Origin of the sequence: Variovorax sp. J31P179, assembly GCF_030316985.1 — a bacterium.
Lineage (GTDB): Bacteria > Pseudomonadota > Gammaproteobacteria > Burkholderiales > Burkholderiaceae_C > Variovorax > Variovorax ginsengisoli_B.
Window position 1 is genome coordinate 531,215 of sequence record NZ_JASZYL010000002.1, and the last position, 16,406, is coordinate 547,620.

The window sequence follows — 16,406 nt, forward strand, 5'->3', positions numbered from 1 at the left end:
TTCTGGCTAGAGGGGTCGCACGTCCTGAACGCCGCAGCCCTGGTCCAGCCACTGGGCGAACTCGTCCGCCAGCCGGCGCGACTCTTGCGCCGCAGTGCTCCAGGCCTTGATGCGCCCGCGCAGGTCGTTGCCGTAGCGGATGAAGTCGTTGCGGTCGGGCAGCTTGCCGTTGGGCAAAGTCCGGACCCATTCCGGATCCGGCGCCAGCACCACCATGCGGTCGAGGAAACCGGTCGGCTTGTGGCGCCACTTGAGGCCCTTGTCGAGCCAGCCCGGCACCACCGCCTGCTGGAAATGCGGGTACAACACCACGCCCTCGGCATTGCCGTAGTCGAGGTGCAGGTGGTAGTCGGTGATGCCGCCGTCCCAGTAGGCCCCGGCGGGCGCACCCGGAATGTCGTGCACCGCCTCGAGCATGAACGGGATCGAACACGAGGCCTGCAGCGCGAGCTCGAAGTTGGCCTCGACCAGGTTCACCTGCCGGGTCCGGAAGTCGCGCGTGCCGAAAGGCAGCGCCGCGCCCGGCGTCGAGAACACGACGCGCTCCAGCCAAGCCCCGAGGCTCTTGCGGTGCACGCTGTTGGTGAGGAAGGCGCCGAGGTAGCCCACCGGCGTGCGGGCCCGGCCCTCGCGCCCGAGGATGTGCCGGCCGCGCGAGGTGATCACGTGCAGCCGGTAGCGCGCATGCCCCAGCACCTCCGCCGTGCGGCCGCCGTAGAAGCTGCGCAGGCCCTCGCCGAACTGGCTGCTGACCTGCTTCGCGCTCAGGCGCTTCTGGCCCGGCGGCAGCTCGAAATGCTGGTGGATGTAGCCCTGCTCGAACTGCTCGAAGGCAGTCTCGGTGTCGTCCAGGCAGGCGTTGGCCAGCCGCCAGGCGCCGATCGAGGCGCCGACCAGGTCGATGGCGTGCGTGCTCCGCGGCAGCCAGTCGCCGAACAGGAAACGGTCGATCGGGCCGAGCACCAGCCCCTTGGGACCGCCGGCCGCGCCCGGCACCGTGCGCACGTCCTGCGGGTGCAGGCCATGGGCGGCGATGTGCTCGCGGGCGGCCGGGCCGGCGTAGATGCGAAGCGCCTTCATGCCTGGACGAGAGGCAAGAACCGTGCGCTGTCGCGGGCAGGCGCCATTTACTTGCGCAGCCCTTGCAGCTTGGCGAAAGCCGAGGCCATCTGGCCGGCCGGCGGCGGCGAGTTGTCGCGGCGCGGGCCCTGCTGGCCCCGCCCTGCCCCTTCGAAGCGGTTGTCGCGCGGGCCGTCGCGGCGCGCCGGCGCGGCGTCGAGCTTCATCGACAGGCCGATGCGCTTGCGCGCGACGTCGACCTCCATCACCTTGACCTTCACGATGTCGCCGGTCTTCACGACCTCGCGCGCATCGTTGACGAACTTGTGCGAGAGCTGGCTCACGTGCACCAGGCCGTCCTGGTGCACGCCGAGGTCGACGAAGGCGCCGAACTGCGCCACGTTGCTGACCGTGCCCTCGAGCACCATGCCCTCGACCAGGTCCTTGATGTCGTCCACGCCGTCGTTGAAGCGCGCCACCTTGAAGTCCGGGCGCGGATCGCGACCCGGCTTCTCGAGTTCGCCGAGGATGTCCTTGACCGTGATGACGCCGAACTTCTCGTTGGCGAACAGCTCGGGCTTGAGGGTCTTGAGCATGTCGGCGCGGCCCATCAGCTCGGCCACCGGCTTGCCGGTTTTCTCGATCATCTGCTCGACCACCGGGTAGGTCTCGGGGTGCACGCCGGTCATGTCGAGCGGATTGCTGCCGCCGCGGATGCGCAGGAAGCCCGCGCTCTGCTCGAAGGTCTTGGCGCCGAAGCCGCTGACGTCCAGCAGCTGCTGGCGGCTGGCGAAGGCGCCGTTGGCTTCGCGCCATCGCACCACGGCCTTGGCGACGCTGGCCGACAGGCCCGAGACCCGCGACAGCAGCGGCACGCTGGCGGTGTTGAGGTCGACGCCGACCGAGTTCACGCAGTCCTCGACCACCGCGTGCAGGGTGCGCGCGAGCTCGCTCTGGTTGACGTCGTGCTGGTACTGGCCGACGCCGATCGATTTCGGGTCGATCTTGACGAGTTCGGCCAGCGGGTCCTGCAGCCGCCGCGCGATGCTGGCGGCGCCGCGCAGGCTGACGTCGACGTCGGGCATTTCCTGCGACGCGAATTCGCTGGCCGAGTAGACCGAGGCGCCGGCCTCGCTGACCACCACCTTGTCGACGTTGACGGCCGGCGCGCCGGCTTGCGCCGTCATCTTGGCCAGCAGCTTGATCAGGTCGGCGGCCAGCTTGTCGGTCTCGCGGCTGGCGGTGCCGTTGCCGATCGCGATCAGGTTGACGCCGTGCTTGGCGCACAGCTTGCCGAGCGTGTGCAGCGAGCCTTCCCAGTCCTTGCGCGGCTCGTGCGGGAACACGGTCGCGGTCTCGACCAGCTTGCCGGTCGAATCGACCACCGCCACCTTGACGCCGGTGCGGATGCCAGGGTCCAGGCCCATCACGACGCGCGGACCGGCTGGCGCCGCCAGCAGCAGGTCGCGCAGGTTGTCGGCGAAGACCTTGATCGCGACCTTTTCGGCATCCTCGCGGAGTCGGGTGAACAAATCGCGTTCGGTCGACAGCGCCAGCTTGACTCTCCAGGTCCAGGCCACGCACTTGCGGATCAGGTCGTCGGCGGCGCGGCCGGCGTGGCTCCAGCCCAGGTGGAGGGCGATCTTGCCTTCGGCGATCGAGGGCTTGCCCGGTTCGGGCTCGACCGGCAACACCAGCTTGGCATCGAGGATCTCCAGCGCGCGGCCGCGGAAGACCGCCAGTGCGCGATGCGAGGGCACGCGGCCGATCGGCTCGTCGTAGTCAAAGTAGTCGCGGAACTTGGCGACGTCGGCGTTGTTCTCGTCCTTGCCCGCCATCAGGCTGGACTTGAGCAGGCCCTCGGCCCAGAGCCATTCGCGCAGCCGTTGCACCAGCGGGGCGTCCTCGGCCCAGCGCTCGGACAGGATGTCCCGCACGCCGTCGAGCACCGCCGGGACGGTCGAGAAATCGGGCCCCGGCTTGCCATCGTCCAGCGTGGTCGCGGGCTGCAGGAAGGCCTTGGCCTCGACCGCCGGATCGAGCGTGGGATCGGCCAGCAGCTTGTCGGCCAGCGGCTCGATGCCGAATTCGCGCGCGATCTGCCCTTTGGTGCGGCGCTTCTGCTTGAACGGCAGGTACAGGTCTTCAAGCTCCTGCTTGGTCGGCGCTGCGTCGATCGCGGCGCGCAGCTCGGGCGTCAGCTTGCCTTGCTCGTCGATGCTCTTCAGCACCGCTGCGCGACGGTCTTCCAGCTCTCGCAGATAGGACAGGCGCGCTTCGAGCTCACGCAACTGGGTGTCGTCGAGGCCGTCGGTGGCTTCCTTGCGGTAGCGGGCGATGAAGGGCACGGTGGCACCCCCGTCGAGCAGATCGACGGCGGCCTTCACCTGGTGCTCGCCGACCTTGATCTCGGCCGCGAGCTGGCGAATGATTTTCTGCATGTCTGAAGGGCGTCCCTGGGGCCTGGGCCGCCGGGCGGCCAGCCGGATAAAGCCAGGAAGTTTGCCATAGGCAGACCCCGCCAGGTCCCGCGGACCAGATGACCGACTCAGCACCCGTGACCCACCGACCTTGGCTGCGCGCTTGTCGAAAGTCCAGAGCGGCGATTCACCCGCCTGTGCCGCCAGGGCGATATGCAGGCAGTCGCCAAAGTCGGCCGTGGCGTTGCGGTACAGCCGCAGCCTTTGGCGGTGATGGTGGATCCCGTCATTTTTTCCCCTTACTCATGACCGATTTGTAATGCGTCGAACCCCGATCGCGAACCTCCGGGGCCTGGAGAAAATTCTCGAATTCGACTTGAAGCCGCAACCCGCACCGCCCAGCGATCACAATGCATCGGCCATGCGCCTCCTTGCCAAACTCCTGCGCGCTGTCGCCACCGCCCTCCTGGTGCCGGTGCTGCTGTTCGAGGAATGGGGCTGGGAGCCGATGGCCCGCGCAACGGCCCGGCTGGCCAAGCTGCGCGTCTGGGCGCGCATCGAGGCGGCGGTGCGCTCCCTGCCGCCGTGGGGGGCTGTGCTGGCCTTCTTTCTGCCGGCGCTGATGCTGCTCCCGGTCAAGCTTTTCGGACTCTTCCTGCTCGGCGAGGGACACGCGATGAGCGCGCTGCTGCTCTTGCTGGTCGCCAAGCTGGTCGGGACCGCGATCCTGGCCCGGCTGTTCCAGCTGGTCGAGCCGGCATTGATGCAATTGCCGTGGTTCGCTCGCTTCTACCCGCGCTGGAAGGTCTGGAAGGACGGCGTCCTCGAACGCGTTCGCCTGAGCGCCCCCTGGCGGGCGGTCGGCCGCGCAAGGTCTGGCTTGCGCCGCTGGTGGCATGCGGTGCGCCACACCTCCTGAATTCGTCGATCAATTTTGTCCGGGTAGATTGCCAAATGCTTTTTGCCCGGGTATTATTCGCGCCCAATGCCTTCCCCTACCCCTGAACCCACCCTGTCCGCGTTCGCCGGCTTCCGTCGCATCGCCTCCGGCCCGCGCCCCGAAGTGATCGCGCGGCTGCGCGAGATCGAGCAAGCTGACAACGGCGCGCCGCCCCTGGTCTTCGACGACCTGACCGGCGAGCGCCTCGACCTCGACCTGCGCGCAGGCGCTGAATCAGCGCCGGCCCCCGGGCACTGCGACGACCCGGTGGCGCGCGGCGTCGGCCGTCCCAAGCTGGGCGTGGTCGCGCGCGAAGTCACCTTGCTGCCGCGCCACTGGGATTGGCTCAACCGCCAGCCCGGCGGCGCCTCGGTGGCCCTGCGCAAGCTGGTCGACGAGGCCCGTCACGTGCATGCCGACCGCGACGCGCAGCGGGCCGCACGCGAAGCCGCCTACCGCTTCATGACCGCGATCGCAGGCGACCTGCCCGGTTTCGAGGAAGCCGCCCGCGCCCTGTTCGCGGGCGAGCGGGCCCGCTTCGGCGACCTGATCGCCGCCTGGCCCGAGGACGTGGTCGAACAACTCAGGCGACTCTCCGCCCCGGCCTGGAGCCAAGCATGAGCACCCGCGACCCGGCCGTGCTCGCCGACCCGGCGCCGCTGCAGAAGGCGCCGCCCGTCAACCCGCGCCTGGCGGCGATGGCCTCCAAGCCGTTGTGGAAGGTGTTCCTGCTGTTCCTCGCGCCGATGCTGCTCAGCAACATCCTGCAGTCGCTGTCGGGCACGATCAACAACATCTACCTGGGCCAGATGCTCGGCGTCGGCGCGTTGGCGGCGGTGTCGGGCTTCTTTCCGGTGATGTTCTTCTTCATTGCCTTCACCATCGGGCTGGGCGCCGGCGCCTCGGTGCTGATCGGCCAGGCCTGGGGCGCCCGCGAGCCCGACAAGGCGCGCGCCGTGGCCGGGACCACGCTCACGGTGGGCATCCTGTTCGGCCTCGGCGTCGCGTTCTTCGGCGGCGTCTTCACCGAGCCGATGCTGAAGCTGCTCGGCACGCCGGCCGACATCCTCCCCGATGCCACGCGCTACGCCCGCATCATCCTGATCGCGATGCCGGGGCTGTTCGTGTTCCTGCTGTCGACCGCGATGCTGCGCGGCGTCGGCGACACCGTCACGCCGCTCTACACGCTGATGATCTCGACCGCGCTCGGCCTGTTGATCACGCCAGCGCTGATCAAGGGCTGGTTCGGGCTGCCGCAGCTCGGCGTGGCCAGCGGCGCCTGCGCCACCGTCGTCTCCTTCGTGGTGGCGACGGCCTGGCTGGGCTTCCACCTGCGGCGCAAGAAAAGCGTGCTGGCACCCGATGCCGATTTCATGCGGCACCTCCGGGTCCGACCGGCGCTTCTGAAAGCGGTGCTCAAGGTGGGCGTTCCGACCGGCGTGCAGATGATCGTCGTGTCGCTGGCCGAGATCGCGCTGCTGTCCTTCGTCAACGCCTACGGCTCGAACGCCACGGCGGCCTACGGCGCCGTCAACCAGGTGGTGGCCTACGTGCAGTTCCCGGCGATCTCGATCGCCATCACGGCGTCGATCCTCGGCGCCCAGGCGATCGGCGCCGGCCATGCGAACCGCCTCGGCGCCATCACCCGCACCGCGCTGCTCATGAACCTGGTGCTGACCGGCTCGCTGGTGCTGCTGGGCTACCTGTTCTCGCGACCGCTGATGGGCTTCTTCATCACCAGCGAACCAGTGATCGAAGTGGCCCAGACGCTGCTGCACATCATGCTGTGGAGCACTGTCATCTTCGGCATGGGTTCGGCGCTGTCGGGGATCATGCGCGCCAGCGGCTCGGTGCTGGTGCCGACGGCGATCTCGGTCTTCTGCATCGCGCTGATCGAGGTGCCGGTCGCCTGGTGGCTGGGGCGGCGCTTCGGACTCAACGGCATCTGGGTGGCCTACCCGGTGGCATTCAGCGCGATGCTGACGCTGCAGGCCTGCTACTACCGGTTCGTATGGCGCAAGAAGGCGATCCGAAGGCTGATCTGAGCGCGGCCGCGCAGCCGGTCCTGTACTCGTTCCGGCGCTGTCCGTATGCGATGCGGGCGCGGATGGCGATCGCGGTCAGCGGCCAGCGCTGCGAACTGCGCGAGGTCGTGCTGCGCGACAAGCCGGCCGAGCTGCTGGCCGCCTCGCCGAAGGGCACGGTGCCGGTGCTGGTCGACACCGACGGCCGCGTGATCGACCAGAGCCTGGACATCATGCTGTGGGCGCTGGAACGCAGCGACCCCGACGGCTGGTTGCGACCCGCGCGCGGCACGCTGAAAGACATGCTCGCACTGATCGCCGCCTGCGACGGCGATTTCAAGCGCGACCTGGACGGCTACAAGTACCCCGAGCGGCAGCCCGGTTCGAACGCCGAAGCGCATCGGGCGCAAGGCGCCCTCTTCCTCGCCCGGCTGGAGGCTCGCTTGCAGTCCGCGCGCTGCCTGCACGGCGAGCACGCCGCGCTGGCCGACATGGCGATCGCGCCCTTCGTGCGGCAGTTCGCGCAGGTCGACGCGGCTTGGTTCGACCAGCAGCCGTGGCCCGCATTGCGCGGATGGTTGCGGGCTCGGCTCGAAGCGCCGGTCTTCGAGCGCGTGATGGCGAAGCACGCGCCGTGGCGAAGCGGCCAGCCCGGCATCGGTTTTCCGCCCGGTCAGCCGGGCGCCGCGTAGCGCTCCGGCCAGTACTGCCGCAGCATCCGCTGGTGGTAGCGCACCAGGTTCGCACGGCTGGCGACCAGCTCCGATGATCTGCTGCGAGTCGTTGACGAGCCTGCCGTCGTCCAGCGTCAGGGCCGGCAGCTTGCTGTTGCTCATCTTCCGCACGTTGGCGACCTGCGTGGTGCACGGCAGCTGCGCCATCCGCAGCCAGGTCAGGAGCTTGACGGCGAAGGGACTCAGGTCGATGGCGTTCCAGGCGGGGCCGAAGGTGTGGACGATCATCAGAGGCCTACTCGAACACCTCGTCCCCCGTCGGCTCGTAATGCGGCACCGCGTTCATCGTGTGCCTCAGCTTGGCCAGCTCCCAGTACATCCGCCGGCGCGCGCGGCTCTGGTTGCCGAGCGGCCGGTGCTCTGCGATCGTGTGCCACGGGTTGTACGAGAGCCGCTTCGCAAATTCCATCTGCGCCGGTGAATCGAAGGTCTGGCGCGGCAGCCGCAGCGTCGCCACGCTGACGCGCGGCGACAGCTTCTCGGGCCACAGCACGCCGGCATTCTCGATCGGCATGAGGTGCGGATCGGTCTGCATCTGGACCCGGAAGTCGAGCTCGACATCGTCGTTGGCCAGCGCCGACACCATCGCCTGGCGCAGGTAGTCGTCGGGCGGACGCAGCGGCAGCCGCGGGATCGGCGTGCGCTGCCGGGTCTTCGGCCAGACCGAGTACTGCATCGCCTGGCCTTCGCCCATCAGGTAGGGCACGCAGCTGAAATACGGCGCCTCGAACGGGCTGCTCTGGGTCTTGATGAAGAGCGACTGCATGATGAGGTCGAGCACATGCGGGTCGTGCAGGTTCACGAAGTAGAAGATCTGCGCGTTCTTCACGCTCTCGCGCTGCAGCGCCGCGTTGCACTTTGCGTCGGGCGTGACGAAGGTCGGGGTCGAAACCGCGAACATGTCGAGCGTGTGCTGCTCTTCGTCCATCAGCTTCGGCCCCGGCACGCCCATGAGCTTGATGCTGATGCTCATGAAGCCGACATCGTCGATGTCCGGCGTGACGTAGGGGCCGGGCCCCGAGAAGCGCACCCAGCAGCGGAAGGTTCGCGGCTCGGCGTAGATGCCGCGCTTCATGTGCGGGGGGATGTCGTCGTGCACCCGGAACTCGCCGCGCACGATGCCCTGGGTCTTGGTGTTGCCGCCGCGCTCGAAGCCACCGGGCTTCCAGAGATCGGTCATCTGGCGCGTGAAGCTCTTGACGATCGAGTCGGTGAAGCTCTCCTCGTCGGGCAGCAGCCGCTCCTCGGCGATCGCCAGGCCCTCGTCGGTGCGCCGCCGGTTGATCAGCGCGGTCGTGAAGCGCGCCAGCGGATCGCGCAGGAAGGCGTCGAAGGCCGGCCGCAGCAGCGGATCGAAGCGGCGCTCCAGCCGGATCAGCGCCATCCCCGAATCGCTGACGAAGTTGCGCCAGGCCGAGCCGGTGTTGGCCCGCGGCGTCGGACGGCTGGCATTCGAGTTCATGGCTGCACCTTCGACAGGTAGCGCAAGGCCCGCAGGCCGGGCAGAAAAAAATAGGCCCCACCGCGCACCGTCACGAACTGCGGCAGCCCGCAGACGCGTCGATCCGGGCCGGAGTCGAGCGGCATCGCGAAGCCGTCGGTCGGCGTGCCGTCGTCGCGCGGCAGGTGGTTGCCGGTCAGCGGGTCGCTGTCGCCAGGCAGGCCATCGAAGCGCAGGCCCGCGAGCCAGGCCGACTGCACGAATTCGAACTGGCGCGCGATGTTGGCGCCCAGGCAGATGAAGTGCAGGCCGGTGGCGTCGCCCGGGTTCGCCGGCGCCGGCGACAGGGCCTGCTCGACCGAGACCGCGCGGCCGTATTCGCGGCCGCGCCGCAGCAGCCGGTGGAAGCGGGTCGATGAGACCTTGTCGGCCGCCAGGGCCGTGGCATCGAAACCCAGCGTCCGCCTGACCCACGAATAGAAACCCGGGCTGCCCGGCGGCAGGTCGGCGTTGCGTGGATTGCTGCGCCGGATGTGGGCGCCGATCGGGCAGCGCAGGCCTTCGCCGTCGCCGCCATAGGTGAAGCTGTTGCGCGGGTCCTCCTCGCCCTGGATGCGTTCGCCGGTGCGGCCGACCAATGGCTCGCCTTCCATCGTCCGGCCGACCATCTCCTCGGCCAATTGCTTGCGCAGCGCCGGGTCGCCTCCGACCTGCGCATCCATGAAGCGCCAGAAGCCGGAGACATCCTGCTCCAGCTGACGCAGCACCAGGTAGCTGCCGTTGCGGCCCAGGTCGACCTTGTCGGGCGCGTCTTCGGCGCGCGGCAGCAGCGCATCGGGATCGCGGTCGGCATCGAGCAGCGGCCGGTCGGTGTAGGCGCCGTACTCGTTCGGGTAACCCAGCAGGTACTCGCCGAGGCACGACAGGTTGCTGTAGCGGCCGACCTCCTCGTCGCGCGCCCGGCGTTCGCGCCGCCAGTCGATCGAAGGCTCCGAGATGCCGTCCGCGAACCCGAAGGGCTCGACGCCGTCCATGTCGGCGGTGTCGAGGTACCCGAGCTGCTCGAAGCCCTGCTCGCACTGCGCCAGCACGCTGTGCTGCCACTCGTCGAGGCCGCCCGGCGCCGCATAGAGCATCAACAGCACGTGCGGCAGGCGTTCCGGCGAGCCGCCCCACAGCCAGCCTCCCGGATCGTTGGCGCCCAGATCGCCGAGCCTTCGCGCGCGGCTGGCGTCGCTCGCCATGCCGACGATGAACTCGTGCGAGAAGCCCTCGACGACGTCCGGCCGAACCCCCAGCGCCTGCAGCCCGGCGCTGGTGAAGGCCACCTGGAGGGCGGTGGTCGGCGGCGGCTCCTGCGTCGTCGCGCTGCTGACCGGTGCGCGTGCGAGCCAGTCGCGTGCAGCCTGCGCATCGGTCACGCGCAACAACAGGAAGCAGGCCTGGGTCAGGCGCCTGTAGCCGAAGCGCACCAGGCCCTGGATGTCGTCGTACTCGACCGCCGTGGCGCTCATAGCAGCCTCAGCCATTCGAGCGCCTGGGCGTCCGTCACCTGGTGCATCTCGAAGCCCTCGCGGATGCGCCGGTTGCGCTCCAGGTCGGTCAAGGTCAGGCCGGGGTAGGCCTTGTACCAGACCTGGGTCGGCAGCTGGTGCCGCCGCTGGTAGTACTTGAAGCGCAACTCGTGCCGCGCCCCGCCCTTCAGCAGCCAGTCGGTGCGTGGCCAGCCGAAGCCGTTGCTGAAGATCAGGTTCAGGCCCCAGGCCGCCTTGTTGATGAAATCGTCCATGTAGCTTTCGTGGCTGCCGTCGTAGTTGCTCGCGAACAGCACCCGGGTCTTGCCGTCGAGGAACACCCAGCGTGCGAAGTGGATGGTCTGCACCCGCGCCAGGTGGCCGCGGCCGAAGACATGGCGGCAGGCATAGTCGATGGCGTAGAGGATCAGTTGCGTGAGCCAGCGCCGGAACAGCCCCGGCTTGACGGGACCGAGGGCGGTGAAGCTGTTGGTGAGGTCGTGGTCTTCGAGGCGCTGCATCTCCTGCACCGCCTCGCGGTCCGGGCGCGGACAGAACTCGGGGTCGCTCTTCTCGCGGCGCCGCAGTTGCCACACCAGCCAAACCGCCAGCAGCACCAGCAAGGGCAGCAGCAGCGGCAGCCTGCACACCAGCAGCACGAGCACCAGCAGGACCGCGAACGGTGCAATGGCATGCAGCAGGTTGCGCAGCCACCAGCCGGTGGGCGTGCGTTCGGGCGAGGTCAGCAGCAGCCGCCCCTCGAGCTGCTCGGCCTGCACGAAGGCCAGCAGGCGATGGCGCAGCGCCTGCGGGTCCTCGGCTTCGGCGGCGATGTCGCGCGGCACTTGCGAGGCCAGCGCGCGTTGCAGCGCGCTGTCTTCGCGCACCTGCCGCACGGTGCGGCCGATGCGGTTGACGTAGCCCGCGGCCACCGGCAGCGAGCGCGCCTTGAGCCACGCGAACAGGTTGCCGTCGACATCGAAGCCTTCGCAGTGCGCGAAGACGCTGCGCAGGCCATCGCCCGCGACCTGCGCGAACTCGGCCAGCTGGTCGTTGGCAGGGCCGTCGCATTCGCCGAGAAAGCTCAGGTAGAGCGGCACGCGCGGCCGCGGCAGTTCGAAGGCCTCGAGATCGCCGAGCGTGGTGTCGGTGAGGAGCGCGAACCGCGCGTAATGCAGTCGCTCGAAGCGGCCGAAGGGCACCAGCGCGTTGTCCGGGTCGGCCATGCCGGGCTTCAGGTTCAGGCTGTCCAGCAGCTTGCGGAGGCCGGTCTCCCGGCCGCTCGCGACGGCCGCGACCACCATGAAATGCGATTGGGGTGTCACCGCATCTCAGAACTGGAGGCAGAAGTCGATCAACCGATCCTTGCCCCAATAGACCTTGCCGAGGTAGAAGTTCGGGGAGATGAGCCGGATCTCGTCGCGGATCCACTGGGCCACGAAGGAGGTATCGGAGTAGTCGAGCACGATGCACGGCTTGTTGTCGAGCCAGCTGCTGCCCTGGTAGACCTTGGCGACGATGGCCTCCACGCCGAGGACGCCGACCTTGTTCTTGAGCACGCCGTTCGCGGCGTCGAACACCTTCCCCTGCCAACCGAAGAAGTTGATGATCTGCGCGATCGACTGGGTGTAGTGGGTGCCGGGCGCGATGATCGCCGTGCCGTCGGCCTGGCCGTTCGGGATCTCTCCGGGCGGGCTGGCGCGGAACAGTTCGTCGAGTTGCTGCTGCGACATGTCGAGCAACTGTTGGACGTCATAAGCCATCTGCTCTCTCCTCCGCGGAAGCCCCGCCGTTCAGAAAGTGTCAGCCCTTCGATGGGCTTCGTCAACTTGCCGAAAGAGGTGTTCGACGCGCCGCCTCGAGCAGGACATCGGCCGCCTTCTCCGCGATCATGTAGATCGCCGCGGCGATGAAGAAGCCCGGGATCTGCGGAAACACCGAGGCGTCGACCACGCGCAGCCGCTTCACGCCATGCACGGCGAACGCGCTGTCGAGCACGCCGCCCGCGTCCACGGCACCGATCGCGCACGAGCACGAGGCATGGTGCCCCCACGCGGTCTGCCGCACATAGTCGGCCAGTGCCGCGTCGCTGTCGACCGCGGTGCCGGGCGCCACTTCCTCGGCGATCCATCCCTTCTCCCTCAGCGGCGCCGTCATGCGCCGAACGAAGCGGATCGCCTCGACCACCGCCTTCAGGTCGACGCCCTGGGCATCGTCGCCTTCCTCGAAATAGTGGAAATTAACCAGCGGCATGTCGCGCGGATCGGCCGAACGCAGTCGCACGCTGCCGGCGCGATTGCGCGTGTGACCCTTGAGCACGGCCCAGGTCAGCTGGTCGGGATGGTCGCGGATCCAGTGCGAGAAGCCGCTGAAATAGCCTTCGAAGCGGGCCAGCAGCGCCATGCAGAAGAGGTCCGGCTCCTGGTCCGGTCCCGCCGCGCCGCGCGAGCGCTGGACCACGCCGAGCGCGGCGCCGTTGGACGCGTACATGCCGCCGCGGTCTTTCTGCCATCGGCGCCACAGCGCATCGTCGCGCTCGAAGCGCGCGCCCTCGAGCGCCTTCCACGGCAGCTGCATCCGGTGCGTGACCGCGACCTCGTAGCGGTCCTGCAGGTTGCGTCCGACGCCGGGCAGGTCGACCCGCAGCGGAATGCCGTGTGCCGCCAGTTCTGCGGCCGGGCCGATCCCCGACAGCATCAGCAGCTGCGGCGTGTTGAAGGCGCCGCCGCAGAGGATCACCTCGCGCCGCGCCCTCGCCTCGCGCGCCTCGCCCGCCTGCTCGCTCGGCGCCGCATGCGCACGGTAGAGCCGCGCGCCCTTGATGTAGGCGACGCCGACGGCGCCGCCCTCGGCATCGAAGAGCACCCGGGTCGCCAGCGCATCGAGTTCGATGTGCAGCCGATCGGGATGGCGCGCTGCCACCGCCAGCAGGCGTTCGCGCACGCCGCTGCGGCGGTGGCCGGCGGTCGCGAGCGGCGTGTAGCAGAGGCCCTCGAAGCTGCCGGGCCGCCAGCGCCTCGCGTTCGGATCGCCGAGGCCGCCACCCAGCCAGCGCAGCGTGCTCAGCAGCGGTGTCGGCAGGTCGTGGGTGAAGCTGCGCGCGCTCTCGCGCAGCACCCGCAGCAGGCCCTGGTCGCCGAGCACCGACAGCGGGATCGACTTCTCGGTCTGCAGCCAGCCGCCCCATCCATGGCCGGTCGGATCGAGCCCGAGGTGCCTGAACGCACGCCAGACCGGCCGGTGGCGGCAATCTTCCACGCGCTGCGCATAGCGGCGCATGCGCACCGCGCGCCATGAAGGGTCCCCGGTCAGCCGCGCGATCCGGTCCCAGTCCGAGGCGTGCGGCGGCATGAAGATCATCGCGTTGTGCGCGCTGCAGCCGCCAAGGCCGGCGGCGCGCGGGTAGAGCACGCCCTGCCCGGCCTGGTACTTCCAGTCCCGCCCCTGCTGCGCCTCGTCGGCGTAGTGGCGGATGCGGAAGTCCCAGCGCAGCGCCGGGTTCTCGCAGGCGAAGGCATGGAAGGCCGGGACGTCGTAGTCGTCGGGCAGGCGGGCATCGCCGCTGCGCGGATCGCCGCCGGCATCGAGCAGCATGACCCGCATGCCGTGTTCGGCGAGCCGGGCCGCCAACGGGCCGCCGCCCGCGCCCGCACCGACGATCACGTAGTCCCAGTCGCTCGTCGTCGGATCGGCGCCCTGCATGCGTGGCGTTTCGCTGGGCTCAGAAGGTCTTCAGGAACGAGACCAGCGCCCGCTTGTCCTCGTCGCTCAGCTCGGGTTCGCGGCCGAAGGCCTTCTCGTCGGCGCTGAGTCCGTCCTGCCGGTTGAACTCCGCCGTGCCGAAGTAGTGGCCGCGGTTGACCACGAAGTCGCGGCACTTGCTGAGTTCGAGCATCGGCTCGGCCAGGTTGGCGAAGTGCTGGCGCAGTTCTTCGTCGGAGGCGCCGGCCGGCGCGCTGGCGAGCGCCAGCTTGAGCTTGACCAGCAGCGCGCCCGCGTCCTTCACGTGCTGGGCCTTGTCGCCGAGATCGTCGCTCTCGGCACGCAGCTTGAGGTTGGACAGCAGGTTGACCGGCACGCCGCCCGGGATCGGACCCAGCACGATGTCGCCGTCCTTCTGCACCAGCCACGGCAGCCAGCGGTGCAATGCGCCCTGCAGCGGCTGCAGCGCCTCGGGGGCGTAGCCGGTCGGGATGGTGACCACGCTGCGCTCGGTGGTGCGGTCGATGGTGCCGCCGACCTTGGCGCCGAGCAGGGCGTCGGCCTTGCGCTTCTCGGGCCACAGCATCTGCTCGATCGCCTGGTCGAAGACCTTCATGCGGCCGTCCACCGAAGGATCGCCGTTGGCCTCGCCGACCGTGTTGTTGAGCAGGAAAGGCGCGGTCGACCAGACGCTGATCAGCGACGGCACCCGCGTGTAGCCCCGTCCGCCCGCTGGCATTTCGTAGGGCTTGGGGGCGCCTGTGAAGGGATCGGCGAGCGTCACGGTGCCGACCGAGGGCAGGCTCTTGTAGGTCTGCGACGAGAAGTTGTCCCAGATATTGCCCGCCAGCGCGTTGGTCGCCAGCGGGCTGCAGGCATTGGTGCGCAGCAAGGTGACGGGGATCCGCGCCTCGGTCGACAGGTAGTTGTTCTGCAGGAAGTCCGGCGCCTGGACGATCTTGCGCATCTGCACCTTGTAGTCCTCGGTCTGGGTCCAGCCCCAGTAGCGCTTGAAGCAGTCGACGTAGCCCGGCCCCGCGCACCGTTGCGGCGAGAGTTCGAGCGATGCCGGCAGCGGCGGTGCCTTGCTCGAATGGCAGCGCGCGCAGGTGTCGGCGAAAGCCAGCTTGCCGCGTTCCAGCGTGGCGGCGTCGGCGTTCAGGTACCTGTCGCCGCCGGGTGCGTCCTTCAGATGGTCGGGCTGCGCGGCCTTGAGGAAGAACAGCGCGGTGTTCGGCGTCCCGGCCTCGGTCGCCTGCCAGTAGCTCGAATTCTTCTGCGCCGACGCGATCTTGATCGGCGTGATGGTCTTGCCGCCGACCACCGGGTTGAAGTGCAGCAGCCACTCTTCGCTGAACAGGCCGATGTTGAGGTAAACGCGGTTCAGCGCGCCCAACAGTCCGACCGAGTCGGCGCCGTCCTTGAGCACGTGCGGCGTGTAGACCATCGAGTCGGCCTTCGAGAAAAACTCGGTCAATGGCCCGCTGGCGATGAAGTCGTTGAACTGCTTGTTGTCGAGTTCGCCGCCGGCGAGCTTCTCGCGGCCGATGCGCCGGGCCATCTCGAGCCGCGAGGCGAAGTCGTAGACCGCGTTCATGGTGCGCGGGTTGTTGATGCCGTCGGTCGAGACCAGCGAGGTGTCCATCGCGCCCGGCCGGTAGGTGTGGGCCAGCTGGTACATGTAGTTGGTCCGGCCCTCGGGCTTGTTGGCGTTGTAGATGAAGAGCCGGTCGACCCACATGTACTGGGCGCCGACCGAGGAACTCAGGTTCTCGAACTTCGGGTTGTTCGGATCGGCCGGCGGCTTCACGGGACTCGGCCCGACGTGGCAGAAGCCGCAGGACATGCCGACCCGGTAGGGACGCACCAGGTCCTTGCGGTTGTAGTAGCTCGGGTCGGTGTAGTACTTCTCGGCGTCCCATGCCTTGGCGGCCTTCTCGTCGAAGTCCGGATTCGGAAACAGGCGCAGTCCCGCGATGCCGGTGCCCCAGCCGTAGAACGAGCCCACCGGCTGCGTCGTGCCGTCGCCCAGCGGCTTGCCGCGCGAGCCGATCGCGACGCCCGGGTACTTGCTCTCGTTCTCGAACGGATCGGGCGCGCAGTCCTTGCTGCGGACATCCAGCCAGAGATCGCGGCGCGCCTTGTCGGGCCCGGCGGCGTTGTTGAAGCAGGGTTCGTTGACCAGGCCGAAGTACTGCCAGCGATTGGCCCGCGAATAGCCCAGGCTGGGGTGCGAGCTGATCACCTTCAGCAGGTCGAAGGCGCCGAAGGTGTAGTCGCTCATCCGGGTCCAGAAGCGGTCGTTGCCGCCGCTCCACACCAGCCACATGTTGCGGCCCTTGATCTCTTCCGGCGACAGCGCAATTGCGTTGTCCATGTCGTGGAAGTAGTCCTCGCCGGCATGCGGGAACGATGCCGCGTCGCGGCCCGCGAGCTTCGCTTCGTCCTGCACCTCGCCGGGCTGCGGGCCCTTCGAGCAGCCCGCCAGCAGCACGCACGCAATCAGCGGCCACCATCGAGCGGCGCGGTGGAAACCCTGGTTCATTGCCATTCCTCCTGCGGCCAGACCTTG

The 16,406-nt window shown here is 68.8% G+C and carries 12 protein-coding genes and 1 pseudogene; 4 read left to right on the forward strand and 9 right to left on the reverse strand.

Annotated features, from left to right (window positions below):
- Nucleotides 1–6: 6 nt before the first annotated feature.
- The gene (locus tag QTI17_RS06940) at nucleotides 7–1,080 is read right to left on the reverse strand and encodes a patatin-like phospholipase domain-containing protein (RefSeq protein ID WP_286531892.1); all 1,074 of its coding nucleotides are present in this window, start codon (nucleotides 1,078–1,080) and stop codon (nucleotides 7–9) included.
- 47 nt (nucleotides 1,081–1,127) lie between these two features.
- Nucleotides 1,128–3,500, reverse strand: a complete 2,373-nt coding sequence (locus QTI17_RS06945; protein WP_286531893.1) for a Tex family protein — start codon at nucleotides 3,498–3,500, stop codon at nucleotides 1,128–1,130.
- A 400-nt stretch (nucleotides 3,501–3,900) separates the two neighbouring features.
- Here QTI17_RS06945 and QTI17_RS06950 point away from each other — a divergent pair, with 400 nt between their 5' ends.
- The 4 genes from QTI17_RS06950 (at nucleotide 3,901) to QTI17_RS06965 (ending at nucleotide 7,135) form a co-directional block, all read left to right on the forward strand.
- On the forward strand, nucleotides 3,901–4,398 hold the full coding sequence (locus tag QTI17_RS06950; protein ID WP_286531894.1) for a hypothetical protein: 498 nt from the start codon (nucleotides 3,901–3,903) through the stop codon (nucleotides 4,396–4,398).
- 66 nt (nucleotides 4,399–4,464) lie between these two features.
- Nucleotides 4,465–5,040, forward strand: coding sequence for a DUF2239 family protein (locus QTI17_RS06955; protein WP_286531895.1), 576 nt, complete (start codon nucleotides 4,465–4,467; stop codon nucleotides 5,038–5,040).
- Between the two features lie 68 nt (nucleotides 5,041–5,108).
- Entirely contained in the window at nucleotides 5,109–6,464 is a 1,356-nt protein-coding gene (locus QTI17_RS06960; protein WP_503011030.1) for an MATE family efflux transporter, read from the forward strand.
- Complete coding sequence (locus QTI17_RS06965; protein ID WP_286531896.1) at nucleotides 6,431–7,135, forward strand: glutathione S-transferase; 705 nt, start codon at nucleotides 6,431–6,433, stop codon at nucleotides 7,133–7,135. Before QTI17_RS06960 ends, QTI17_RS06965 begins: the two co-directional genes overlap by 34 nt.
- A gap of 84 nt (nucleotides 7,136–7,219) precedes the next feature.
- On the opposite strand, the pseudogene QTI17_RS35015 reads toward QTI17_RS06965, so the two are convergent.
- From QTI17_RS35015 to QTI17_RS06995, 7 genes and pseudogenes are all read right to left on the reverse strand, one after another.
- Nucleotides 7,220–7,405: pseudogene (locus QTI17_RS35015) on the reverse strand (thioredoxin domain-containing protein); the annotation flags it as partial.
- A gap of 7 nt (nucleotides 7,406–7,412) precedes the next feature.
- On the reverse strand, nucleotides 7,413–8,639 hold the full coding sequence (locus QTI17_RS06970) for a catalase family protein (protein ID WP_286531897.1): 1,227 nt from the start codon (nucleotides 8,637–8,639) through the stop codon (nucleotides 7,413–7,415).
- Nucleotides 8,636–10,147, reverse strand: coding sequence for a Dyp-type peroxidase (locus QTI17_RS06975; protein ID WP_286531898.1), 1,512 nt, complete (start codon nucleotides 10,145–10,147; stop codon nucleotides 8,636–8,638). Before QTI17_RS06975 ends, QTI17_RS06970 begins: the two co-directional genes overlap by 4 nt.
- Complete coding sequence (locus tag QTI17_RS06980; RefSeq protein ID WP_286531899.1) at nucleotides 10,129–11,436, reverse strand: hypothetical protein; 1,308 nt, start codon at nucleotides 11,434–11,436, stop codon at nucleotides 10,129–10,131. The genes QTI17_RS06975 and QTI17_RS06980 overlap by 19 nt, the downstream gene beginning before the upstream one ends.
- Before the next feature lie 27 nt (nucleotides 11,437–11,463).
- Nucleotides 11,464–11,895, reverse strand: a complete 432-nt coding sequence (locus QTI17_RS06985; RefSeq protein WP_286531900.1) for a hypothetical protein — start codon at nucleotides 11,893–11,895, stop codon at nucleotides 11,464–11,466.
- 61 nt (nucleotides 11,896–11,956) lie between these two features.
- Complete coding sequence (locus QTI17_RS06990; RefSeq protein WP_286531901.1) at nucleotides 11,957–13,834, reverse strand: GMC family oxidoreductase; 1,878 nt, start codon at nucleotides 13,832–13,834, stop codon at nucleotides 11,957–11,959.
- Nucleotides 13,835–13,853: 19 nt separating this feature from the next.
- Nucleotides 13,854–16,379, reverse strand: a complete 2,526-nt coding sequence (locus tag QTI17_RS06995; protein ID WP_286531902.1) for a hypothetical protein — start codon at nucleotides 16,377–16,379, stop codon at nucleotides 13,854–13,856.
- Nucleotides 16,380–16,406: the final 27 nt, after the last annotated feature.